Consider the following 20,935-nt stretch of genomic DNA (forward strand, 5'->3'; position numbering starts at 1 on the left):
CCCGGCGCCCACATCTCTGTGTGCGTCGTGGTGGTGAGGTGGGGCGGGTGCGGCGGCGCCTGGCGTTTTTTTTTGGGGGGGGGGGCGGGGGGGGGGGCCCCCCCCCCCGGGGGCCCCCCCCCCGGCGACGAGGGCGACGCGGAACTCGAATGATCAAGTAGATACGTGGTCCCAGGCCGATCGCAGCCGATGAAGCAGGCCGGTCGGGCACCTGGCCGAGGCGCGTAGCGCATTCCCTGAGCCGGGTCAGCGACTCCGGCGTGGGGCCGACGGGTTGACCAGCGGCTTGGCCCCGAGGGCGGGCGCGGGGCTGCCCGGCCGGTTCTGCGCTGTGGTCGCCGTGCGGCTGCGGGCGGCCATGACCCGGAGGTCGGCGGCCGTCCGTGGGAAGCGGGTGGCGCGTTCGACGGCCTGGGTGACCGCGGTGCGGCGTACGTCGAGCGGGGTCGGAGCCCGAGGAGTCCGGGGAGCGGTCGGGCTCACGGGAGCCATCGTGACCAGGTGCTCCAACTTCGGGTCGATCTGGTGCCGTTCACGGATGGCCGGGGTTGGGTCGGCCATGGCGGCTGCCGTCGCGGCGATCAGGTGGGACGGGGTGCGGGCGGTGAAGACCGCCTCCGCGCGCGTGCCCCAGCCCGGCGGGCCGGCCCACAGCGTGACGGCTTCGTCGTCCCAGCCGGACAGACGGTTGTCGATCAGAACGCCCGCTTGCCCGTCAGGGGCGATGATCTCGACGGTGCCGCGCTCGGCCCCGCCGTCGCGGGTCCAGCCGGCATCGATCAGCGGCTGCACGGAGTCGGCCCAGTACATCGACGGACTCACCAGAAAGCGTGCGTTGTCGTCGTAGGGGGCGGCTTCGGCACAGTCGCGGGCCAGGGTGGTGGTGAGACCGGCGACGATCTCGGCCGGGGTGACATGGTTGAACGATGCCGTCCAGCGGGGTGCGGAGACGGCGTCCTCAGACGCGGCGATCTGCCACAACTCGAAGTCGTCGCCGAACCAGCCGATCCGGATCCTCTGATCGGGCGAGGTGACGAGGAGTTGGCAGGGGCCCTCGTCGAGGTCGTGGTGGGGCCAGTGGGCGACAGGGGCGAATCCGACGTCGCCGGTTCCGTCGGAGCCGGCCAGGTACTTCGGGCTGACCAGTACCTGTTGGTGGGGATCTCGGGCGTAGGACTGCTGGGTGCTCATCGTCGAGGCTCCGAGCGTGTGGGAGGGGAGCGCGCCCGCGTGCGGAGCGTGTGGTCTGGTCGACTGCACGCGGGCGCCGTAGCGGCGTTGGAGAGACGCGGCTGGTTCTCAGGGCCACCCCGATCACCGGCCGCGCGCGGGGGCCGACATGGCGGTGACCGCCGCCGGTACCCGAGGTTGTGGCTGCGGCGCGTGGCTGAACAGGGAGTTGGGCGCGGCGGTGCTTCGGCGCAGGGCCGCCGCGGTGCGGGAGCTGTCCGGTCCCAGCGGGGCGCCGGGGCGGGTTCGGGAGGCTGCCGCGACGGGTGCCGGGGGCGAGCGCCTCTGCGCGGTGACGGGGTTGTTCCAGTGCTCGATGGCCGCGTAGACGGGGCCCAGCGCCTGTCCGGCGTCGGTCAGGACGTAGGGGGCGCCGAAGCGCGGTCCGGTGCGAGTGACCAGGCCATCGACCTGAAGCCGGTTGAGCCGCTGCTGAGTGGTGACGATGTCCAGTCCGGCCGCGTCGGCGATGTGGCTCAACCGTGTGGCGCCCGCATCGAGGGCCTGGACCACGGCGGTCGAATGCCGCAGGTGCAGGCGCCGTACCGCGTCCTCGACTCGCTCGGCGCCGGCCATCTCGCCGAGCGACAGGTTGGTCCGGGACCAGTCCGAAAGGGCACCGTGCACCCGGGACAACGATTCGCCGAAGGCACTGAGCCGGTACGGGGCCCCATAGCGACCGTCGACTCGGGTGACCAGACCATCCGCGTGCATCTGGGCCAGCCGCTTGCCGACGATCTGCTCGCGGAGGAAGGGGAGCCGGACGGCGACCTCCCGCACACGCATGGGTCGGCCCTGCTCCGCCAGGGTCTGAACCGACCAGTTCGTCCACTTCGGTGCGATCAGGGAAAGCGCACCCTCGACACGCTGAGCATCAACCGCGCCGATCGAGGCGGGGGAGGGCTGTACGGGGGCAGGGGAGTTCATCCGGCGGCCTCCACACGAGCAAGCAGCGAACGAACCAGCGTGGACAGGCTGTTGGGGTCATTGCCGACCGACAACTGGTCGGCCGCCTCGTTGAGGATGTACCTGGCGTCTTCGAGGAGGCTGCCGGAGATCTCCACGCAGGCGTCGGTGATGCGGGAGGCCGCGAGCAGGGAAGCGGAGAGGACCTCGACGTAGTCGCCCGGTGTGAGACCGGCGGCCTCGGCTGCGGTATGGATCGCCGCCTGTTCCAGGGCGTTGAAGGCGAAGTCGAACTCGCCTTGCGGTTCACCGCCGGTGCGTGCGGCGGAAGCCGGGGCTGACGGCTCCGCGGGGATGCCGGCGCGGGTGCAGATCTGGTCGACCGAGGTGGCCAGCTCGGCGAGGGACTCGGCGAAAGCCACCCCAGCGCGGAGGCATAGGAGGCCAAGGTGAAGAGCCCCGCCGGTGTGGCGGGAACCAGCTCTTCGGCGGCGAAACTTTCGAGCCGGTCGTTCAGCTCACCGACGACCCGGGGCCCGGCGGACAGCGCGCCCAGCACGGGGTGCAGGTAGGAGCGGTTGGTGGCTGTCGGGTACTTGGTCGTGAGGATCCCGGAGATGCTGTGCGCGGCCTCGGCGAGGAGGCTCGCCAGTTCGGTACGGGCCGGTGCAGTGCGGTCGGTGGTCATCGCAGGGGAACCTTTCGGGGAGCGGTGGTAGTGAGTTGGGCTGCTGCTGGCGCAGTTACCGGTGCCGTCGTCGGCCGGTCGGCCGCGTGGGGAGAACGGGACCGTGCGGCCTGCACGCGCGCCTCGGTGGACGGGCCCTGCTCGGCGTTCTGATGGACGCCGGTGCGCAGCTGGGCCGAGCGGTAGACCTCGTAGCCCTTCCGGCTGCCAGCAGCGACGAGATAGATCTCGCGTTTGTGGTTCGAGGTGGGCGGGGCCGGACGGAACTGGATGACCATCCGGTAAGAGACGGACGGGTCGACGTAGACCTTGTGGAACCCTGCCAGGCGGCCCTTGAGCGGCAGGCAGTCGTCGCTGCCGTGCACCAGGTGCTGCAGTTCCAGCAGAGCCAAGTCGCGAATCCGCTCGGGGAGTTTCCGCAGGTCTGCGATGGCGTCGGGGTGTGCGGCGAAGGCGAAGCGGGCGCGACTCACATCGACCTCCCCGAGCCCGGTCGCTGCGTCGTTCCCGCCGATGGGGCGCTGCGGGCATCGGGGCCGGCCTTCGGTACCGCGGAGGCACCGGCTGACCGGGTGAGGGCGGCGCAGGTCCGGAGAGCGGTGGCGTGTTCGCGGTGTTCCGGAGGCTGCGGCAGGGGGCTGCTGCGGTCGTCCAGCCACTGCCGGGCTGCGTCCTCGTCGGCGAAGGCGCCCTCGCGCATCGTGTACGTGGGGGACTCGAAGTCCCCCTCTTCGAGGAAGACGCGAACCGGGGCCCGAGCGGCGGTGGAGTCGCGGGTCAACGTCCACGTCTCGCACGGGGCGAAGTCCGAGGTGAAGCTGTCGAGAACTTCGTACCGATCCTCCGACGTACGAAGCCTCTCTTCGACTCGCGTGGTGAGATCGTCGGCGGGCTTCATGAAGTCGCCGCCGACCTGAGTCCGCTCGGGCGGGCAACCGCGCTCGATCAGCCAGTTCTGAGCGAACGCCACGCTGGAGTGGTAGGCCGACTCGAACGTGAACGTGTTCTGATCCAGATCACGCGCGACCATGATCGCCCGGATCTGGGGCGCACCGGGCACGCCCCAGGTGGCCGAGCCGTCGTGGGCGAGGACGAAGCTGTGGGAGCCGTTGGGGGTGGTGTGGTGCTCGGCCAGGACGGTGAGGTCACCGGTCCAGAACTGCTGTTCCAGGTACTCGGAGTCCGCGTCGGCGGGCTCGAAGTCATCAAGGCTGAAGCCGAGGTCATTGCTCATGCCGCCAGCCCGAGCTGTTCGGGTGCAGGGGTGGCCAGCATGCGGTGGTGGGGGCGGGCCGGGCTTGTGGTGCACGCGGCGAAGGGGCCGTCGGGGGCGCGGAGGTGGACCAGGGTCTGGTCCAGGTGATCGCGGTGCCATGTCGAGGGGCCGGACAGTCCGGCCTCGGCGTCGGTGAGGTGCTGCCACGCGAGCCAGAGGGCGTGCAGCCGGGCGACGGCCTCGGGGTGTTCGTGCCACTGCGCGCACCACGGGCGGGTCGTGCTGATCTCCCGGCCGTACACCGGGAGGAAGAGGTAGTTCACCCAGTCGCTGAGGGCGGCGAGTTCGATGGCGTACGCCTCGCCGCCCAGGGCGAGGATGAATACCGAGGCGGGAGCGCCCTCCTCGGCCCCAGATGTCTCCGGGGCCGAGGCGCCGTCGGTCGGCTCGGTGGCGGGGGTGTCGGGCGGGGGTTCGGAGCCCAGGCGGTCGAGGATGACGCCGTGCTGCCGGACCTCGGCCATGGTCTTGGCGAGGGTGCTGGCGAGGTCGTCGAGGTCCCCGTCGGGGACCTGGAACGGTTCGGGGGCGGAGGAGGGCGTGCTGGTGTCGGGCATGGGAGGGAGGGTCCGGAGAAACCGCGATTTGGCTCAGCCGGGGAAGCCCGGTAGTAGGGCGCTACGTCGGCGTGCAGCGGAGGCAACGCGGGAAAGGAGGTGCGATCAACCGCACTGCCTGTGAAGCCTGTTGGGGTACGACGCCGTTGCCGAGGGCGGTGAGCTGAGCTGGCCGTCCAAGCCCTGAGGTGGCGGTGACCCAGCCGGGTTCCAGGCCCTGCATCCACTCCACGAAGTCGGCACGGAGCCGCCCGCCCGCGTCGGTGGGCGGCGGCGCGGGGCGGGTGAGCGTCTCCCATCGGGCGATGGCTCCTGCGTACGCGCCCCATCGCTGGGCTGCTCCCGGGTTTCCGGAGCTGAGCTCGTCCAGAGCGGCAGAACCACCGCGGGCCAGGGAGGATGCTTGCCCGGTCGGCGTTCCGGGGCGCCAGGACTGGCTGCCTGCGGTGAGGGAAGAAGCGAAGCTGCCGCGCTTGGCAGGGGCATGTCCCTGTTGCCGTGCCGATGGCCGGGCGGCTCCTTGGTCCCATCCGGTGCCTTCGGGGTCGGGAGGAGGAGCCACTCCACCTCGTCGGCCAGGTTCGGTCCGTGGCCCCCGCTCTTCCTCTTCGAGGGGTGCTGTGAGCCGCCGTTCTTCGCGAGGTTGCTGGTCGGCGTCTTGAGCAGCGTGGTCGGAGGGCCAGGCGGCAAGGAAGATCCGCTCCCGTCGGTGCGGGGCTCCGACATCGGAGGCCCGAAGCACGAGCCACCTCGCGTCGTACCGGAGGTCGGCCAGGGATCCGAGTACGGCACCGAGTGCCCGCACAGGAGGCTGACCTGGGGTGTCTCCCAGACACCACGGGCAGAATTCCACGTCGCCAGGGGAACCGGCGGGTGAGGTGAGGAGACCGCGCACATTCTCGATCACCACCAGGCAGGGGCGGAGGGCTTCGACCGCACGGGCGACGTGCAGCCACAGCCCGGAACGGGTGTGAGGGGCGATTCCGGCCCGGCGGCCGGCGACCGAGACGTCTTTGACAGGGGAAGCCCGCTGTCAGGACGCACACCCGGGGCACGGCGGACCAGTCGGTGGTCGTGATGTCGCCCAGGTTCGGGAGGCCGGGCCAGTGGCGGGTCAGGATGCGCGAGGCGTTCGGATCGACCTCGGCGTGCCAGGCCAGGGTGCCACCGAGGGCGGCCTGCACCCCCAGGTCGAGGCCGCCGTACCCCGAGCACAGTGACCCGATCAGTGGAGGACGCGTGATGGCGGTTTTCACGTCACCGGCTCCGAGCGGTCCGGGCCGCAGGAGCCGCTGCTGCTGCGGGGGTGGGTGCGGGAGATGAAGTGGACGTCGCGATGGTGGATTGGCGACGGGCGGCCTGGAGACGCGCGGACGGAGGCGACACCGCTTCCGCTGCGATGTGCAGGGAGTTGGCAGCGTCGTGGAGAACGCGGTCCGCCGTTTCGAGGGACTCGCCTATCACCTGCGTGGCTGCTTCCTGAGCATCCCGGGCATCGGGCAGGTCGCGGAGGTGCTCGGTCCGGTCCAGGAAGGAGAGCTCGTGGACCACCGTTCCGAGAGCGGATGCTGCCTCGCCCGCAGGCCGCACCGCGCTGGCGAAGCCGTCGATGACCCGCGACGTGTGCGCCTCCTGGCCGTGGTCGGCGGTGCGGAAGAGAACGTCGTTGCCCAAGTCGGTGATCAGCTTGCCGAGTTCGGAAATCTGCCGGGCGACGGTGACGCCATCAGGCGAGCGGTGAGGGTCTCCCTCGACCGGGAGCTTGCCGCGCTGGGCATCGAAGGCTGACGCCATGGCACGCAGCGCCAGGGCGTCGGTGACGCGAGTGTTGTTCATGGTGAACCCCTGTGGAAAGGACGAGCGGTGGGCGGGAGAGGCGTCAGCCATGGCCGCGAGAGGGCGGTCGCACGGAGGCAGGGCTGGGCGCAGGGCTGATCTGGGCCGCGGGTGGCGAGGTCGGGCCCGGTGTGCTGCGCGCGAGGGCGGCATGCACCTGCGCAGGGGGAGGCCGGTCAGGCGAAGGCGCCTTCGCCGCCGGGGCGGGACGGCCGTTCGCGGATTGCCAGCGTGCACGGACGTCGTCGAGCGGACGGAGCACGTGCAGCGCGTGATTGATGAGCTGCCCAGGCGCCAACGCGTCGTTCTCCGCCAAGGCGCGGACGGTGCGTGCGGAGGCGGCTGCCGTACGGGTGACCGAGGAGCGCATCACCCGCTCCCCGAGCCACTCCGCGCTTCCGGAACTCCCGCCGCCGCAGAGGGCGGTGAGCTGGTCGCCGGAGAGCGTGCCGTCGGCCAGCAGACCGCGCCGCTGGGCTTCCCAGAGCAGAGTGATCCGGTCGACGGGCTCGCCCCGGTGGTGCAGCGCGCCGAGGCAGCGGTAGAGCTGCCCATGGGCCGGGTCGGCGAAGTCGCCCGGCCGCAGCCACCCGACCACCTCGCCCACGGCGGACGGCTGCTCGACAAGGACGGCAAGAAGAAACCGCTCATCCTCGGCGACCTCCTCCGCCCGAACCGTCCGCGGCGCGTCGGGGAGCGCGGACGGCGGAGCAATCGGCGCGACCGGGCGGGGTTCGGTTCCCCACCGCCGCGCGAGATCGTCGAGTGCCCCGGTGAGAACGTCGGCGTGGTGCAGGGCCTCCTCGACGTCGCCCCGCAGCGCGTCAGCACGAGCAGCTTGGTGAAGACGGACCGCGTGTTCCGTGATGCTGCGGTGGATCGCGCCCTCCAGCACCATGCGGCCGTACACCGGAGCGTGCGCGGGGCGTGGGCAGGACTGGATGAGGGTGTGGGCGTACGCCGAGGTCAGCCCTCGTACGTGGAGGCTGGCCTCGTGGACCGCATCGGTCACCCACGACAGCGGTACGGGCTTCTCGGCCAGCGCGGGGTGGCCGTTGTCGCGGAGCGTGCGCAGCGCGGCGAACAGCGCGCGGTGGACAGGTCGGGAGAAGTGGCCCGGCGCGAGCCACTCCAGGTGCGAGAGCTGGACCGGATCGAGCAGGACGGCGCCGAGGACCGCCTGTTCCGCGGTCACCAGCGGGCTCATCGCCGCCCCCTAGAGTCGGAGGCGGCGGCCTCCCTCTGCCGGGCACGGAGGTCGGCGACCGCCCGGTCGGCCGCCGCCACCGCCTGGGCGAAGCCGTCCAGCCTGGTGGTGAACGTGGGGTCGGTGACGGGAATCGACCCGGTCCCGCTGATCCACCACCACTGGCCGCCGCGCAGGACGATTGGCGCGTGGGCGAGCCGCCCGGGGCGCGGCGCGAGCGCGCTCATGCCGACAGCCCGAAGTCGTCGCGGCCGCGGGTCTTCGAGAGGGCGCGTTCGGTGATGGCCTTCGTCGCGCGGGCCGAGGCCGGGCCGATCACCTTGGCGGACGGCTCCTTGTACCAGGGCCGGAGGTTGAGCATGGCGATGCGGATACCGGTGGCCAGAAGCAGGGCCTTGCCCTTGGGCAGGGCCCGGATCGCGTCCGGGGGCAGGACCCGCTCGGTGCGCATGCTCACGGAGGTGGACTTGCCGCTGTCGCTGTCCGACACGGAGACGGTCTGCACGTCGTGGTCGCCCACCTGCCTGCTGAGGCGGTCGGCGAAGTCCGGGTCGTCGATGCCGGACCCGACGATCTTGATGGTGGCGGCGGACCAGAGGGCGTCCATGCCGGCCTCGCCCCAGCACCGCTGCCCTTGCCGGTAGGACTGCAAGATCGTCATCGGGATGACGCCGCGCGAGCCCAGGTGGCTGTACAGGTCCGGGAGATCGTTGATCTTGCACACGTTGGCGGCTTCGTCGAGGACGCACAGGGCGGGCGGGTCGAGCCGTCCTCCGGCGCGTTCGGCGGCGACGACGGCCGCGCGCATCACCGCGTCGGCTGCTGCGGCGATGATCGCCGAGGCGCTGCCGCCGCCGTCCTTGCTGAGGAGGTACAGCGTGTCGCGGGAAGTGGCGAAGGCGGAGGGCCTGAACTCGGGGAGGTCCTTGTGCGGCGTGACCCACGCGGCGACGTCCGGGTCGAGCAGGCAGCTCGCGTACTGCCGCGCCGTTTCGAAGATGCCGTCGCGGGTTTCGGTGGCGCCGGAGACGGTGCCCTGGAGCTGGGCGGCGACCGCATGGTGGCCGGCATCGGTGAGCAGGTCCACCGGGGTCCGGTCGGAAGGAGTGGCGAGCCAGGCGAGGACGTCGGTGATCGGGCGCCGGTGGCTGGCGGCGGCGAGGAACAGCGCGCCGAGCGTGTTGCTCGCGGCGGTGGACCAGAAGTCGGAGCCGCTCGACTCGTCGACGCTCGCGGTGACGAAGTGCCCGGCCAAACGTTTCGCCCCGGCCAGGTCGCGGGCGTCGGCCAGGATGTCCCACCACATCTCGCGCGGGTGATGGGCGATCTGCTGCGGGTCGAGCGTCCAGACCGCGCCGACCTCGGCACGGGCGTCGACCGTCGCGGTGAACGCATCACCCCCCGCCTTGTTCGAGGTCAGCAGCACCGGCCCGGGGGCGGAGAGGATCGCAGGGATCGCCAGCCCGGAGGTCTTGCCGCTGCGCGGCGCCATGATCGCGACGATCACGTCCTCCCAGGAGGCGCGGACCTCGGCACGGCCCGGTGAGAGCGCGCCGAGGAGGATGCCGCGGTCGGCCGGCGCGACCTCTTTTCCACTCCTTGCCGCTCAGGCCCGGCCGCAGGCTCTGGGCCTTGGTGGCGATCTCCTTGCCCGTCAGCGGAGCAAGGTCCGCCTTGCGGGCGAGGCCCCTCGTCGTGCTGCCACGCAGCCGCATTCCCAGGAGGAGGCCGATGACGGCGAGGCCGATGGACACCAGAGCGGGAATGATCCGCGTGCTGATCAGCAGTGTGGTGGAGTCCAGGTGCGGCCACAGGATGTCGGGATGCAGCAGGGCCTCGACGACCCTGAAATCCACCCAAGGTCCGGTCTCGAAGAAGGAATTGGCGATGTTCCCTGAGAACCAGGCCAGGGAGCCGAAGACGAAGGCGGCGCCGAGGACACCGAAGAGGAGGTAGAGGAGCGCGTCGACCCCGGTGGTGGCCGAGGGCGCGCTGGTACGAGGGACGGGCATGGTGAGTCCTGGGTGAGCGCAGGTGAGTGAGGGGCGGGGCGCGGGGCGCTCTTCTGCTGGTCATCGAGGCGGCTCCTGTTCGGGAAGGAAGCTGGCGGTCAGAAGTAGGGGTTTTCGGTCGGCCGGTCGGCCGTGGTGGCGGCGTCGATCAGCTCGGTGAGGTCGTCGGGTTCGGAGGCGCGCTGATCGATCCACCACCCGGCACGGGTGAGAGTGCGCGCGGTCTCCTCGATCTCGGCCCACTCCGCCTCGCTGGTCTCGCCTTCGAGGACGAGGGTGGTGTAGGCGGCGGACAGGATCTGGTGGCGGCAGCGCACGCCCCAGGCGACGGCCCGCTCGGTCCCTTCCAGTGGAGGCATCCGGTACTGCTGCGACCAGGCTTCGGAGGCGGCCTGCTCTTCGGCCCGCTTGGCCTTCAGCCAGGCGGCCTTGTCCTGTTCGTCGCCGTCCTTGGAGGCCCGCCAGCAGTCGGTGCACTCCTGCTTGGCGAGCCATTCGGCGAAGCCCGCGCGGCGGTCGGCCGCACGGTCGGACAGGTCGCGCTCGGCCGGGTGGCCGCAGGAGTGGTTGATCTGCCAGATGGTCTTCACGGCCATGGGAACTGCTCCTTACGGAAGGGTCATCGGGTGCGGGAGAAGGCGATGCGCGGGTCGACCGGCCGTCCGGCCGGAGCGGAGACGGCGGGAACCGGCGGCTTGCCCGGGAGGCCGGTGCGGGCCGGGCTGGCGGCGAGCGCGGCGGCGCCGAGGGGAGATGCGCGGGCGGTGAAGCCCTGGCCGCGCTCGTGGCGGGCCGCCGTCCCAGGTGCAGGGGAGCGGCGCGCTGATACGTCCCGGGCGAGACGAGGCTGTACGGCTACCTGGAGACCGGACCGGTGCATCGACACCGTGGCGCTGGCGACCTTCCCCAAAGCCTCGCTGCGGTCGATGGAGAGGGGCAGCGTGTAGACGTCCAGGTCCGGAGCATGCCGCCAGCCGTGCTCTTCCAGGACGCGTCGGCCGCCGAGCGCGGAGGAGTGGTCGCTGGTGGCCGCGACGACGCCGAGCTGCGGATGCTCGGCGAACGCGACGTCGGGCTCTGCCCGCGAGGCCCGGTCACGGTCGAAGGCCGCGCCGGAGCTCAGCGCGGGGGCGAACGCCGCGTCCGCGTCGACCCGGTAGCCGGCCTTGCGCAGCAGCGCCACGGCCCGGGTGGTACGGGCCGGTCCGTCCTGCTGCTGGTCAGCCAGTGCGTACAGCGTCGGGTGGTCCGGGACGGGGTGGAAGTCGAGCCGTTCCAGCATCCAGGTGCCGGCGGCGAGTTGTTTCGGGTTCTTGGCGACGATGCCGTGGTCGGGGTGGCGGCCGACTGCGATGTCGGGCAGCGCGTTTTGAGCGGGGGCGGGCATGACGGATCCATCCGGTGCAGGCTCGGGTAGAGAGGGCGACGGCCGAGGTGGATCTGCTGGTGCGGGGCATGGTGCGCTCCGAGGTGGGAAGCGGCCGACGACCGATGCTGGTGGGGGCGGTGCTCCACGAGGATGCGGCGATCGGTCGGTTTGGCCTCGCCGGAAAACGGTGCTAGAGGGTCAGCGGGAGCGACGGGGGACAGCCGGAGACGACGCAGGCGGTGCCGGAGACGTCATGGGCGGCACCGAGCGGGTGCTGGTCGCGGACCGTGCACGGGCTGCCTGGACACGGTTGGGCGGTGTGGGGCGCTCGTGATCGGCACGGGTGGTTACGTAGTCGGCCGCCCGAGCCAGGGCAGCGCCTTGGTACGACAACTCGTCGGCGTGGTGCCACCCTTCGCTGTTGCGGATCTTCCGAGCTTCGTCCGCGTAGAGCTCTCGCGAGCCGGGCTGTGAGGCGTCCATGAGGGCCATGACCTGCTCCCACTCCTCATGGAGTCGGCCCGCCCGTTCCAGCGTGGTGTCGATGCCGCGCAGCCGACGAAGGTCGTCACTGATCGGCCCCTCGACGTAGTCGGCGCCCCGGGCAGCGGCGCGGACACCGGCCAGCACCTCGGGGCCGTGGTCGAGGAAGACCTCGACGTGTTTCCACGCTTCGGCGTCGCGCGCGACCTTGCCGCCCTCGTAGCCCTTTTCGTCGATGGGCCAGCCCACGTCGTCGCAGAAGGAGTACGAGACCGCGTCCCCGGACCAAGGAGCTGAGCCTGCCCGCGAGCGTGCCCCACTCCTGAATGTGCAACGATCGCCTTCGTGACGAGCGTGAACGGTGACTTCGAACTGTCCATGGACGAATTGCGAGTCGTAGCGCGCTACGTCGCCGAGACAGCGCAGGAAGTTCTCCCGGTGTTCGAGGATGCCAACCCCGGTGACACCCGACCGCGGGCGGCCATCGATGCGGCATGGGAGTTCATCAGCGGTGCGCCCAGGACCAAGCTTCAGCGCATCACGTCGATGGACGCTCACCGAGCGGCGAAGGAGACTGCCACTGAAACTGCACGTCTCGCTGCGCAAGCCGCCGGCGATGCCGCATCTGCCGCTTACCTGCACCCGATCGCGAAGGCTCACCAAGTGGGCCACATCCTGCGCGCCGCTGCGAATGCGGCACGCATCGCCGAAATCGACGCAGGCGAGGATCCCATGGCCGGGAACAGGGCGATCGAAGAGGCCCGCGAACGAGCCACACCGGCCCTGATCGATATCCTCCAGCGGTACCCTCTCGCGCCCAGCGGTAAGAGCCGCGCTGCGCAGCTCATGACTGCTCTGGACACCTCCCTCCGTGGGTCCCCGCAAGCGGGGACTGAACGCACGGGTGGCTAGGTTCTGGCCGTGGCAGATCTTGTGACTGCCGGGGGCTCTCGTCGTTGGCATGTTCATGGAGGCGGGGAGATCTCGCGAACGCGAAATGGGCCCGACTGAGGCCGCATCTGCCGAAGTCCGGTAGCCGTGGCGGCCGTTGGGCAGGCCACCGCAGGGTCATCAACGGGATCCTGTACCGCAACCGCACGGGGGTGCCATGGCGGGATCTGCCTGCACGTTTCGGCAAGTGGAAGACCGTGTACGAGCGGCACAGGCGCTGGTCGGCGGACGGCACCTGGGACTGGCTCTTCGCAGCCGTCCTGGCCGACGCTGACACCGAGGGCCGTATCGACTGGCCGATGGTGAGCGTGGACTCCACCTCTTGCCGGGCCCACCAGCACGCCGCCGGGGCCCGCAAGAAACCACCTCGGGTACCGGGAAAAGAGCCAGGCCCCGGCAGCACCGCCCTGGTGAGGGACTCGGACGCTCCCGGGGCGGCCTGACGAGCAAGATCCACCTTGCCGGAGAGGGCGGGCGCCGCCCACTGGCCCTGCTGATCACGCCGGGTCAGTGGGGCGACGCCCCGCAGCTCATCCCCGTCATGGAACGCATCCGGGTCCACCGCCTCGGCGGCGGGCGCCCCCGCACCCGGCCGGATCACCTCGGCGGAGACAAGGCGTACTCCTCCCGACGCAACCGCCGCTACCTACGCAGGCGCCAGATCAAGCACACCATCCCCGAACCGAAGAACCAGCGCGCCAACCGACAGAGCCGCGGCAGCAAGGGCGGCCGGCCCGCCGGCTTTGACAAGACGATCTACAAGAGGAGGAATGAAGTTGAGCGGACGATCAACAGCCTCAAGAACTCTCGCGCCGTGGCCACCAGGTTCGACAAACGCGCCTACATCTTCCACGGCACCGTCACCGTCGCCTCTATCCGACTCTGGCTTCGTCCATGATCCGCCGGACTGGCCCTAGGCAGCCATGCGGGCATCGGTGTCGAAGAGTTCGCGTTCGGCTGGGTGCAGGAGGTGCTGAGTGATGAAGGACCGGCCTGCGACTTTCCATAGGCCCCGGCCTTTGGTGAGGGCGGATACGGCCTGGGTTTCGACGCCGGTCAGGCCGAGCAGTGAGGCCGCGGCCGTGAGTTGGTCGGGTTCCTGGCGGTAGATGATCCGGGTGGAGCAGTCGGCCAGCAGACCCTCTGCCAGTACTCGGCCGCGGGAGCCGGCGTCGCCTGCGCTGAGCAGGTCGGAGAGCCGGTGGATGATCATCAGGTTGGCGATGCCGAGACCGCGGCTGAGCTTCCACTGCGACTGCATGCGCTCCAGCAGGCCGACGTGGCGCATCACGCGCCAGGCTTCGTCGTAGATCACCCAGCGCCGTCCGCCGTCCGGGTCGGCGAGGGCGCTCTCCATCCATGCCGAGGCGCAGGTCATGGCCAGGACGAGGGCGGTGTCGTCGCCGGAGCCGCCGAGGCGGGAGAGGTCGATGGACAGCATCGGGGTGGTCGGGTCGAACGACACCGTCGACGGGGCGTCGAACATTCCGCTCAGATCGCCGTGCACCAGGCGGCGCAGGGCGTGCGCGAGGTCCTGCGCGGCGGCCCCCATGCGCCCGGCCTGGTCGCCGAGGGCGCGGTCGAGGCGCTCGGGCGAGCCGAGGGTGTGTGCGATGTCGCCGAGCAGCGGTACCGTGCCGCTGGCCTCGGCTTCGGTGACGACCAGGTCGAGGGCGAGGTCCAGCGCGGTGTGCTCCATTGGCTGGAGATCGCGCTTGAGGACGGTGCGCGCCAGGCCGGCCAGGAGCAGCAGTCGCCGCTTGCGGACCTCGGCAGACCAGTCCTCCTCGCTCACCGCGGCGGGCCGGGCCGGAGTGTCCAGGGGGTTCAACCGGCCCGGGAGCCCCGGGCCCAGGGCGATGCTGTGGCCGCCGAGGGCCTGCGCGACGGCGGTCCACTCGCCCTTGGGGTCGCAGGGCACGTAGATCCGGTAGCCGTGGGCGATCGCCCGGGTGGCGATGGACTTGGCGAGCGCGGACTTGCCCATGCCGATGATCCCGGCCAGGACGGCGTTCGGGTTGGTGAAGCCCTCGATCCGCCCGCTGCTGTAGAGCGAGAACGGGTCGTAGCAGAACGCGGCTTCGGCGTGGACGTCCCTGCCGATGAAGATGCCGTCCGCGCCCAGGCCGCCCTCGGCGAGGAACGGGTAGGCGCCGGACACGGTGGCGGTGGTCATCCGGTGGGCGGGCAGGCGGAGCTTGCCGCCGCGGGCGGAGGAGGGGCCGGGGCGCCCGGTGGGCGGGTAGGTCGACCGCAGCTGCGGATCACGGGTTTGTTTGGCGCGGTGGCGGGGCGGGGCTCCGGCGAGACGGGCCTGGCGGCGGGCCTCGGCGAAGCCGGTGCGGGCGGCGCGCTGCTGGGCACGGGACGTCCTGCGGGGGATGAACAGGTGTGAGGCGCTGGCGCGGGGGCGGGGCATGAGTTTCTCCAGAAGGCAGTGGTTCAGCGGCGGGTGAGGCTGGTGAAGGGTGCGTGCAGGTCGGCCGGGGTGGTGCGGCGGCGCACCAGGTGCACGGCGCGCTGGTGGCGCTGGCAGATGGTCAGCTCGGGTGCTCCTTCGGGCAGGCCGGCCTGGCACATCTCGGGGGCGGGCAGTTCGCAGGAGTCCGGCCGGGGTGCTGCGTGGTAGGCGGCGTGGACGTGGTCGGCGGCCTGCCAGATGCGGGTGCGGGCGGTACGGAGCTGGTTGCCTTCGGCCGGGATGAGCTGTCCGGTGCGGGTGACGTGGGCGTCGAGCACGTCGTGCAGCGCGATGAGGTGGGCGTGCAGGGCGTCCAGCTCGGCGCGGGTGGTGACGAGGGGCCCGGCCGGGATGTTCAGGGCGCGGTGGAAGTCGAGCGCGGCAGTCGCGAAGGGCACGAAGTCCTGCGCGGTCGGACTGGTGGTGCGGGACATGAAAAGCTCTCTCCGAGGGGGAGGACCGGGGTCAGGCGGCGAGGCCGAGCGGCATGGCGGCGACGGTGAACGCTTCGGCCTGCTGCCAGGTGAGCGGCCGCAGATCGATCTGCGCGCCGACGGCCGCGGTCTCCACGACCGCGCACGCGGAACGCAGTTCCTCTTCCGAGTCGGCCGAGACGGTCAGCAGACCGGTCAGGGCGACATCCGCGTGGCCCGAGATGAGCTGCCGCTCACGGGACTTGATGTCCTGGTACTCGACCGAGTCCGCCTCGGAGTCGACCTGGCCGCGCCGGGCCCGCTCGGCGGCATCCGCGATCACACTGGCCTTCTTGCGCTGCACATCGCGCAGGGCTGCGTCCAGGTCCTTCGGCTCGTACGACAGCGACAGGGTCCGCCGGACCCCGGCCGTGAACAGGACCTGGTGGAGGAAGCCCGCCGACGTCTCGGTCCGGGGCCAGTTCTCCACCCAGTACGTGGCGTGGACGGCCGAGTCGGTCGCGATGTGGTCCGCCTTCTCGACGACCACGACGGGTCCCGCAGCAGCAGGATCGGCCTCGGGACGCCCGGCAGGAGACCAACGGTCCAGCGCGGACAGGGCCTTGGGGTCGTATGCCGTGCGCACGACGGCCGCGATCTCGGTGGCGGTGAGCCAGCCGGTGGGGTTGAGTCCGGCGGTGCGCGCGGCCTGGTCGAACGTCGAGGTCAACTGAGCCAGCACGCTGAAGCTGCCGGTCAGGCCGCCGCCGGCCTGGTTGATCAGACGCCGCGCGGCCTTGGTGTCCAGCGCGATCGCGACGTACGCCTCGTGGGGAGCTGCGGCAGGGCCCGCGTTCTGGATCAGCTCACCGTAGAGCGCCCCTGCGACCGGGGCGTCGGGGTGGCCGTTTTCCTCCCAGTACCGGCGCAGCGCGTCGCCGGAGTCGGGGACGGTGCGTTCGATCACCTGGATCCGGGCGATCTGGCCGGTGCGGGCGAGCGCGGCCAGCGCGCGTCCCCAGCCGTTGACGTTGGCGTTCTGCGTCCCCGGATCGAGCAGCGCGTAGGCGCGGGAGGACACCTTGACGACGGCGGTCAGTGTGCTGGTGTGCGGGTTGTGGACCGCGCCGTACCGGCCTGCGGGAGACGTGATCACCCGCAGGCTGGCCGCGGTCCCGGGCAGATGAAGAAGCCCTTCACGGACCGGGCGGCGGGAGGGCCGGGTGAGCCAGACCAGCTGCCCCCGCATCCGGCGAAGGACGTAACGGGTAACGATCGGCGCCCACTCGGCCAGGGCCCGGCCGCGGTAGCGGAAGAAGACGAACAGCGCGGCGGCGGCCCACAGCGGAATGAGCTGAAGAGCACCGGTCACGCCGCGCGCGAGGATCACAGCGAACAGGAGCAGACCAACGACCCCCACGGTGATCAACTGCGGGGCGGTCAGGCCGAGCAGGATGCCGCGCCTGCTGCGGTGGGGGAACTTCACGGTGGCCGTGACGGCTTCGGCCGGGGGCTTGTCAGACATGGCGGTTCCAGACGGGAGGAGCGTACGGAGGCGGGTGAGTGGGGCGTTCTTCTGGAGGCCATGGCGGTCTTCGTTTCCGGGGTCGGTTGAGCGGGAGGGGCGGGCTGTGGGGGTACAGCCCGCCCCCGGTTGTGGTGGTCAGGCGCTCGGAGGCGGCTGCTTGGGGAACACCCAGGTCGTCGGCGTCGGCGAACCGGCCGCCGACGGACCAGTAGAAGGCGGCGGAGGTCCGGCAGGCGGAGCCGCACCCACCCGGGTCATGCCGCCGACCGGAGCCGAAGCACTGGCGGGAAGACCAGAGCCGTCGGCGGGGCCTGCGCCAGAGACTCCCGCGTCGCCCTCACCGGGCCGGGTGATCAGCGCGGGGATTCCGGGGCGCTGGATGCGTGCCCGTCCCTTGTCGCCGGAGGCGTTCGGGTCTTCGCCGTACCGGAAACTGGTCCGGGCCTTGGGCGGACCGGCGTCGATCCCCTCCTTGCTGAGACTCCCGCCCGAAGGGCTGATCCCGGAGGCGACCCCGTCGGCACCCGCGCCCGGGACCTGGGGCGACCCCTGCGGAGCAGGTGCTCCGGTTCCGGCCTGCATGGCCAGGGTGCCCGCGGTCTTCGCGGCTCCGGCGGCGACCGTCAGGCCGGCGACTCCGGTGCGGTGCAGATCGTCGTGGCCACCGCCGTCGCTCGCCCAGTGGACGAACTTGTAGGTGGCGTACGGGCACAACAGCACCAGAATCATCACGACGAGGCCCGCCATCGCGTCGGACAGGGCGCTCATGCCGTCGTGCGCGTCGGACGCGCCCATGGCGGAGACACCGATCAAGAAGACCACGGTCATCAGGAGTTTCGAGACCACCAAGGTGGCGGTGGCCTCGATCCAGCCGCGCCGCCATCGCTTGGCGACGTCCCAGCCACCGCCGGCCCCGGCGAAGACGGCGAGCGCCACCATGATCAACACGCCGACCTTGCGGGCGACCATCACGCCCCAGTACAGGAAGGCGCCGAGCGCGCAGCCGAAGGCGACCAGGGTGGGCACGCCCCACCCGAAGCCGAACATCGCCCCCAGCGCGTTGACCTTGATCACGCGGCGGATCGCGTCGTCGACAGAGGTGTTGGCGGCGTGGAACAAGCCGTCGGACAGGGCGTCGACCACGGTGATCGCGACAGAGGTGAAGGCGATGGCGCAGAAGGAGAACAGGACGCCGGTCATCGTGCCGATCGCGGCTTGGGCGAGGGCGCGTTCGTCCCGTCGCCAGGCCGCGAGCATCAGCTGGATACAGAACGTGCCGACGGTCAGGGCGAGGCCGATGGGCAGCAGCAGCTCGTAGTTGTCCCGGAACCACCCGGCACCGAGGTCGATGGCGGTGGTCTGGTTGACGGCCTTGCTGGCGAGATCGGATGCGGTGGCCGCCAGCTCGCCTGCCGACTTCGCGATCCACGCTCCGATGCCGTCGGTGACGGTCCCGGCCGGGTTGGTGGCGAAGTCGACGGCGCCGCACACCTTGTCCATCAGCGGGAAGTCGCAGACTCCCATGGCGGTACCTCCTTTCGGGAGGGGAGGGTCAGGGCGTGACGGACGGCATGACGCCGACCAGGGCGCAGGGATGGTTCGGTCGGCACTGGACCGCGAGGGTCGCGGCGCGGCTCTCCGCGCCTCCTGCGGGCGAGCCCTTCCAGGCGATCGACTGCTTGCCGGAGACCGTGACGGCGTAGACGTACGCGCGCGTGATCGCTCCGGGGTCTTCCTGCAGCGCCTTGGTGAACGCGTCCGGGAAGTGGCCCTCGTGCACCGTGGCCGTGGCGAACTGCCTGTTGGCGGCCATCTCCTTCCACAGCACAGGCGAAGGGACGATCGCGTCGACGGAAGCCCGGTCGGCGTACTTGGACTCTGCGGTCAGCCACCCGCGCAGCGCGGACAGCAGCTCGCGCCGGGAGTATGCCCGGGTGTCGTAGGACCACAGGGCCGCCGCGGCCGCCTTCCCGAACGCGACCGGGTCACGAGTGGTCGGCGGGACCGGGAGGGACTTGGCGTGCGCCCCGGGCGAGGGAGCCACCGATGGTGAGGCGGTCGGAGCGGCTGAACTCGTGGGTGCAGCCGTCTCCTTGGACGGACCCCGGCCGTCGCGGGTGAGGTAGGCGGTCAGCCCGGCGAGGGAGACGAGCACCACGAGGAAGACGGAGCCGAGCAGCGCCCGGCGGCGCACGCGAGATGCGCCGCCGGGGTTGCCGCTGCGGGAGACAGAGGCGAGGGGACGTTTCTTCATAGTCAGTGGACCTGCGATCCCAGCCCGCTGAAGAACGCGACCGTCCCGTTCGCGGCGCCCAGCAACAGCGCGCAGCCCGCGCTGACCAGCACGCCCTTCTTGCCGTTGGCCTCGGCCTGGTGGCCGCCGGAGTGGTGGCCCCAGGCCCACACGCCCGCGCTGACGACGAGTGCCCCGACCACCGCGATGATCGCGAAGAGGGAGACGGAGCCCATCACCTGCTTGAGGACCGGCAGGCCGGGCAGCCCGCCGCTGTTCGGCTTGATTCCGGGGTCGTAGGCCAGCTGAATGAGTTTGTCGGCGAGAACCACGACAAGAACTCCAGTTCGATTTTGAGGCTAAAGCCCGAGGGGGCGAAGCAGTGGTGCGAAAGGGGGAGGAGAGAGGGGAGAAGCGCCGGTCAGAGGACTCGGCGGGCCGCGAGAATCTGCGGCCTCCAGGAAGCGAGGGTCGCGATGCGCACCACGTCGCCGGTGTGCGGGGCGTTGACGATCAAGCCTCGGCCGATGAACATCCCGACGTGCTCAGGGACGGCGGCCGTCCCCTCGGTGAAGAGGAGATCACCGGGCTCAAGAGCATCGGCCGAGACCGACGTACCTTCCTTGACCTGCGTATACGTCGTCCGCGTGAGGGACACCCCGGCGGCCTTGTACGCCTGCTGCATCAACGAGGAACAGTCGCAACGGCCCATGGGATCGACGCCGTGGGAATCGGTGCAACGCCCGCCCCACTGATACGGCGTGCCGAGCTGACCGAGCGCCCAGCGGATCGCCGTCCGGGCCTTCTGCGGAGCATCCGTCGGAATCTTGTAACCGGCCGGCACCGCGCCGGGCGGGATCGACCCGAAGCCGCTCCCGCCCCCGCCGTCCGTACAACCGCCCGCGGCACCGGGCGCAGCACTGTCCACACCGCCCGAGCCGGACGGCGAAGAACTCGGCGCCGCGCCGCCCTTCGACAGCAGAGGCGCGATCGCCTTCTGCAGAGCGCTGGCCAACGGCTCCCACCTCGCGTACGCGTCGGGGAACCCGGACCGCTGCACCGCCTGCGCGGCCTGAGCCACGGAAAGGGACTCCCAGCCCGGCACCTTCTTCAGCCCCGAGTAGAACTTCGTCGACGCGTGCACCGGGTCGAGGATCTGGCTCGCCGTTCCCCAGCCCTGCGACGGGCGCTGCTGGAACAGGCCCAACGAGTCACGGTCGCCGTACGACAGGTTCCGCAGGCCGCTCTCCTGCAGCGCGGTCGCCAGGGCCACGACCTGCCCGCGGGCCGGGATACCCATCGCGACCCCGGTGGTCTGGATGGTCTTCGCGTTCGGCACCTGCTCGGACGGACGGCCCAGTCCAGGAACGGAGACCGCCCCCTTGCCGCCGTCGGTCAGGATCGCCTTCACCTGAGCAGCAACGGCCGACGTATCAACACCCTGTGTACCGCCGGTCGAGCAGGCGGCGGAGGCGCTCCCGGCTCCGATGGCGAGGATCGGGACGGCCAGCAGCAGTGGCGCGGTGGCACAGAGCCCGACCGTGGCGGTGACGGTCTTCTTCATCGCCGCCACCGTTCACCAAGGCGACCACTCCGGACGGAGAACGGTGCCGGGCCAGGGCGTGGGTGTATCAGGGCATGCTGCATCGCAGCGGCTCCTTGAGGTTCGTAGGAGGCGCGGTGCCGACTTCTCGTGCAAAGCCGTCGGCACCCCCCCGCGGTGTATAACCCGCGCCGGGGGGGGCCCGGTCGGGGGGGGTGGTTGCGACCCGCCCCCCGGGGCGG

At 71.1% G+C, this 20,935-nt stretch carries 22 protein-coding genes and 2 pseudogenes; 2 read left to right on the plus strand and 22 right to left on the minus strand.

Going from position 1 to position 20,935, the window contains the following annotated elements; all coding sequences use genetic code 11:
• Positions 1 to 246: 246 nt before the first annotated feature.
• The 15 genes and pseudogenes from ACFWWQ_RS16910 to ACFWWQ_RS16980 all read right to left on the minus strand — a co-directional run bounded on the left by ACFWWQ_RS16910 (position 247) and on the right by ACFWWQ_RS16980 (position 11,813).
• A complete protein-coding gene (locus ACFWWQ_RS16910) occupies positions 247 to 1,191 on the minus strand; it encodes a DUF317 domain-containing protein (protein WP_384596767.1) in 945 nt (314 codons plus the stop codon).
• 123 nt (positions 1,192 to 1,314) lie between these two features.
• Positions 1,315 to 2,157, minus strand: a complete 843-nt coding sequence (locus ACFWWQ_RS16915) for a winged helix-turn-helix transcriptional regulator (protein ID WP_384596769.1) — start codon at positions 2,155 to 2,157, stop codon at positions 1,315 to 1,317.
• Complete coding sequence (locus ACFWWQ_RS16920; protein ID WP_384596771.1) at positions 2,154 to 2,558, minus strand: hypothetical protein; 405 nt, start codon at positions 2,556 to 2,558, stop codon at positions 2,154 to 2,156. The genes ACFWWQ_RS16915 and ACFWWQ_RS16920 overlap by 4 nt, the downstream gene beginning before the upstream one ends.
• A 262-nt stretch (positions 2,559 to 2,820) precedes the next feature.
• Positions 2,821 to 3,297, minus strand: coding sequence for a type II toxin-antitoxin system RelE/ParE family toxin (locus ACFWWQ_RS16925; protein ID WP_384596773.1), 477 nt, complete (start codon positions 3,295 to 3,297; stop codon positions 2,821 to 2,823).
• Positions 3,294 to 4,058, minus strand: a complete 765-nt coding sequence (locus tag ACFWWQ_RS16930; protein ID WP_384596776.1) for a glycosyl hydrolase — start codon at positions 4,056 to 4,058, stop codon at positions 3,294 to 3,296. Before ACFWWQ_RS16930 ends, ACFWWQ_RS16925 begins: the two co-directional genes overlap by 4 nt.
• Positions 4,055 to 4,657, minus strand: coding sequence for a DUF4913 domain-containing protein (locus ACFWWQ_RS16935; RefSeq protein WP_384596778.1), 603 nt, complete (start codon positions 4,655 to 4,657; stop codon positions 4,055 to 4,057). Before ACFWWQ_RS16935 ends, ACFWWQ_RS16930 begins: the two co-directional genes overlap by 4 nt.
• Positions 4,658 to 4,718: 61 nt before the next feature.
• Positions 4,719 to 5,639, minus strand: coding sequence for a DNA cytosine methyltransferase (locus ACFWWQ_RS16940; protein ID WP_384596917.1), 921 nt, complete (start codon positions 5,637 to 5,639; stop codon positions 4,719 to 4,721).
• Between the two features lie 91 nt (positions 5,640 to 5,730).
• Positions 5,731 to 5,913, minus strand: a pseudogene (locus ACFWWQ_RS16945) (hypothetical protein); the annotation flags it as partial.
• Between the two features lies 1 nt (position 5,914).
• Positions 5,915 to 6,493: a hypothetical protein gene (locus tag ACFWWQ_RS16950; RefSeq protein ID WP_384596780.1), complete on the minus strand. Its 579-nt coding sequence runs from the start codon at positions 6,491 to 6,493 to the stop codon at positions 5,915 to 5,917.
• 43 nt (positions 6,494 to 6,536) lie between these two features.
• On the minus strand, positions 6,537 to 7,700 hold the full coding sequence (locus ACFWWQ_RS16955) for a DnaB-like helicase N-terminal domain-containing protein (RefSeq protein WP_384596782.1): 1,164 nt from the start codon (positions 7,698 to 7,700) through the stop codon (positions 6,537 to 6,539).
• Positions 7,697 to 7,927 (minus strand): hypothetical protein, encoded by a 231-nt coding sequence (locus ACFWWQ_RS16960; protein ID WP_384596784.1) that lies wholly within the window; start codon positions 7,925 to 7,927, stop codon positions 7,697 to 7,699. The genes ACFWWQ_RS16955 and ACFWWQ_RS16960 overlap by 4 nt, the downstream gene beginning before the upstream one ends.
• Positions 7,924 to 9,712 (minus strand): annotated as a pseudogene (locus ACFWWQ_RS16965) (type IV secretory system conjugative DNA transfer family protein). Before ACFWWQ_RS16965 ends, ACFWWQ_RS16960 begins: the two are co-directional and overlap by 4 nt.
• Positions 9,713 to 9,810: 98 nt before the next feature.
• Complete coding sequence (locus tag ACFWWQ_RS16970; protein ID WP_384596786.1) at positions 9,811 to 10,308, minus strand: hypothetical protein; 498 nt, start codon at positions 10,306 to 10,308, stop codon at positions 9,811 to 9,813.
• A 23-nt stretch (positions 10,309 to 10,331) separates the two neighbouring features.
• Positions 10,332 to 11,099: a hypothetical protein gene (locus ACFWWQ_RS16975; protein WP_384596788.1), complete on the minus strand. Its 768-nt coding sequence runs from the start codon at positions 11,097 to 11,099 to the stop codon at positions 10,332 to 10,334.
• 180 nt (positions 11,100 to 11,279) lie between these two features.
• The gene (locus tag ACFWWQ_RS16980) at positions 11,280 to 11,813 is read right to left on the minus strand and encodes a hypothetical protein (RefSeq protein ID WP_384596790.1); all 534 of its coding nucleotides are present in this window, start codon (positions 11,811 to 11,813) and stop codon (positions 11,280 to 11,282) included.
• 96 nt (positions 11,814 to 11,909) lie between these two features.
• Here ACFWWQ_RS16980 and ACFWWQ_RS16985 point away from each other — a divergent pair, with 96 nt between their 5' ends.
• Positions 11,910 to 12,476 carry a putative immunity protein gene (locus ACFWWQ_RS16985; protein WP_384596792.1) on the plus strand — a complete coding sequence of 189 codons (567 nt, stop codon included), beginning with the start codon at positions 11,910 to 11,912 and terminating at the stop codon, positions 12,474 to 12,476.
• A gap of 44 nt (positions 12,477 to 12,520) precedes the next feature.
• Positions 12,521 to 13,413, plus strand: a protein-coding gene (locus ACFWWQ_RS16990; protein ID WP_384596794.1) for an IS5 family transposase whose coding sequence is annotated in 2 segments (ribosomal slippage) — positions 12,521 to 12,896 and positions 12,896 to 13,413 — 894 coding nt in all. Because the reading frame shifts where the segments join, the coding sequence is not laid out codon by codon here.
• A 15-nt stretch (positions 13,414 to 13,428) separates the two neighbouring features.
• Here ACFWWQ_RS16990 and ACFWWQ_RS16995 read toward each other — a convergent pair.
• The 7 genes from ACFWWQ_RS16995 to ACFWWQ_RS17025 all read right to left on the minus strand — a co-directional run bounded on the left by ACFWWQ_RS16995 (position 13,429) and on the right by ACFWWQ_RS17025 (position 20,714).
• Positions 13,429 to 14,934: an ATP-binding protein gene (locus tag ACFWWQ_RS16995; RefSeq protein ID WP_384596796.1), complete on the minus strand. Its 1,506-nt coding sequence runs from the start codon at positions 14,932 to 14,934 to the stop codon at positions 13,429 to 13,431.
• Between the two features lie 23 nt (positions 14,935 to 14,957).
• Positions 14,958 to 15,410 (minus strand): DUF6238 family protein, encoded by a 453-nt coding sequence (locus ACFWWQ_RS17000; RefSeq protein WP_384596798.1) that lies wholly within the window; start codon positions 15,408 to 15,410, stop codon positions 14,958 to 14,960.
• Between the two features lie 31 nt (positions 15,411 to 15,441).
• Positions 15,442 to 16,914: an SCO6880 family protein gene (locus ACFWWQ_RS17005; RefSeq protein WP_384596800.1), complete on the minus strand. Its 1,473-nt coding sequence runs from the start codon at positions 16,912 to 16,914 to the stop codon at positions 15,442 to 15,444.
• Between the two features lie 138 nt (positions 16,915 to 17,052).
• Positions 17,053 to 18,441 carry an ATP-binding protein gene (locus tag ACFWWQ_RS17010; RefSeq protein WP_384596802.1) on the minus strand — a complete coding sequence of 463 codons (1,389 nt, stop codon included), beginning with the start codon at positions 18,439 to 18,441 and terminating at the stop codon, positions 17,053 to 17,055.
• Between the two features lie 28 nt (positions 18,442 to 18,469).
• A complete protein-coding gene (locus tag ACFWWQ_RS17015) occupies positions 18,470 to 19,171 on the minus strand; it encodes a hypothetical protein (protein ID WP_384596804.1) in 702 nt (233 codons plus the stop codon).
• A 2-nt stretch (positions 19,172 to 19,173) separates the two neighbouring features.
• The gene (locus ACFWWQ_RS17020; RefSeq protein ID WP_384596806.1) at positions 19,174 to 19,482 is read right to left on the minus strand and encodes a DUF6112 family protein; all 309 of its coding nucleotides are present in this window, start codon (positions 19,480 to 19,482) and stop codon (positions 19,174 to 19,176) included.
• A gap of 89 nt (positions 19,483 to 19,571) precedes the next feature.
• Positions 19,572 to 20,714, minus strand: a complete 1,143-nt coding sequence (locus ACFWWQ_RS17025; protein ID WP_384596808.1) for a C40 family peptidase — start codon at positions 20,712 to 20,714, stop codon at positions 19,572 to 19,574.
• Between the last annotated feature and the right edge of the window lie 221 nt (positions 20,715 to 20,935).

The sequence above is a fragment of the Streptomyces sp. NPDC059080 genome, assembly GCF_042739975.1.
In the GTDB taxonomy this organism is placed as follows: Bacteria; Actinomycetota; Actinomycetes; order Streptomycetales; family Streptomycetaceae; genus Streptomyces; species Streptomyces benahoarensis.

What these genes read in the sequence shown, in the direction of transcription:
- ACFWWQ_RS16910 (WP_384596767.1), bottom strand. Translation starts at nt 1,191, where the DNA reads ATGAGCACCCAGCAGTCCTACGCCCGAGATCCCCACCAACAGGTACTG.
- ACFWWQ_RS17010 (WP_384596802.1), bottom strand. Translation starts at nt 18,441, where the DNA reads ATGGGAGTCTGCGACTTCCCGCTGATGGACAAGGTGTGCGGCGCCGTC.
- ACFWWQ_RS16955 (WP_384596782.1), bottom strand. Translation starts at nt 7,700, where the DNA reads ATGAGCCCGCTGGTGACCGCGGAACAGGCGGTCCTCGGCGCCGTCCTG.
- ACFWWQ_RS16960 (WP_384596784.1), bottom strand. Translation starts at nt 7,927, where the DNA reads ATGAGCGCGCTCGCGCCGCGCCCCGGGCGGCTCGCCCACGCGCCAATC.
- ACFWWQ_RS16935 (WP_384596778.1), bottom strand. Translation starts at nt 4,657, where the DNA reads ATGCCCGACACCAGCACGCCCTCCTCCGCCCCCGAACCGTTCCAGGTC.
- ACFWWQ_RS17000 (WP_384596798.1), bottom strand. Translation starts at nt 15,410, where the DNA reads ATGTCCCGCACCACCAGTCCGACCGCGCAGGACTTCGTGCCCTTCGCG.
- ACFWWQ_RS17015 (WP_384596804.1), bottom strand. Translation starts at nt 19,171, where the DNA reads ATGAAGAAACGTCCCCTCGCCTCTGTCTCCCGCAGCGGCAACCCCGGC.
- ACFWWQ_RS17025 (WP_384596808.1), bottom strand. Translation starts at nt 20,714, where the DNA reads ATGAAGAAGACCGTCACCGCCACGGTCGGGCTCTGTGCCACCGCGCCA.
- ACFWWQ_RS17005 (WP_384596800.1), bottom strand. Translation starts at nt 16,914, where the DNA reads ATGTCTGACAAGCCCCCGGCCGAAGCCGTCACGGCCACCGTGAAGTTC.
- ACFWWQ_RS16970 (WP_384596786.1), bottom strand. Translation starts at nt 10,308, where the DNA reads ATGGCCGTGAAGACCATCTGGCAGATCAACCACTCCTGCGGCCACCCG.
- ACFWWQ_RS16995 (WP_384596796.1), bottom strand. Translation starts at nt 14,934, where the DNA reads ATGCCCCGCCCCCGCGCCAGCGCCTCACACCTGTTCATCCCCCGCAGG.
- ACFWWQ_RS16915 (WP_384596769.1), bottom strand. Translation starts at nt 2,157, where the DNA reads ATGAACTCCCCTGCCCCCGTACAGCCCTCCCCCGCCTCGATCGGCGCG.
- ACFWWQ_RS16975 (WP_384596788.1), bottom strand. Translation starts at nt 11,099, where the DNA reads ATGCCCGCCCCCGCTCAAAACGCGCTGCCCGACATCGCAGTCGGCCGC.
- ACFWWQ_RS16930 (WP_384596776.1), bottom strand. Translation starts at nt 4,058, where the DNA reads ATGAGCAATGACCTCGGCTTCAGCCTTGATGACTTCGAGCCCGCCGAC.
- ACFWWQ_RS16950 (WP_384596780.1), bottom strand. Translation starts at nt 6,493, where the DNA reads ATGAACAACACTCGCGTCACCGACGCCCTGGCGCTGCGTGCCATGGCG.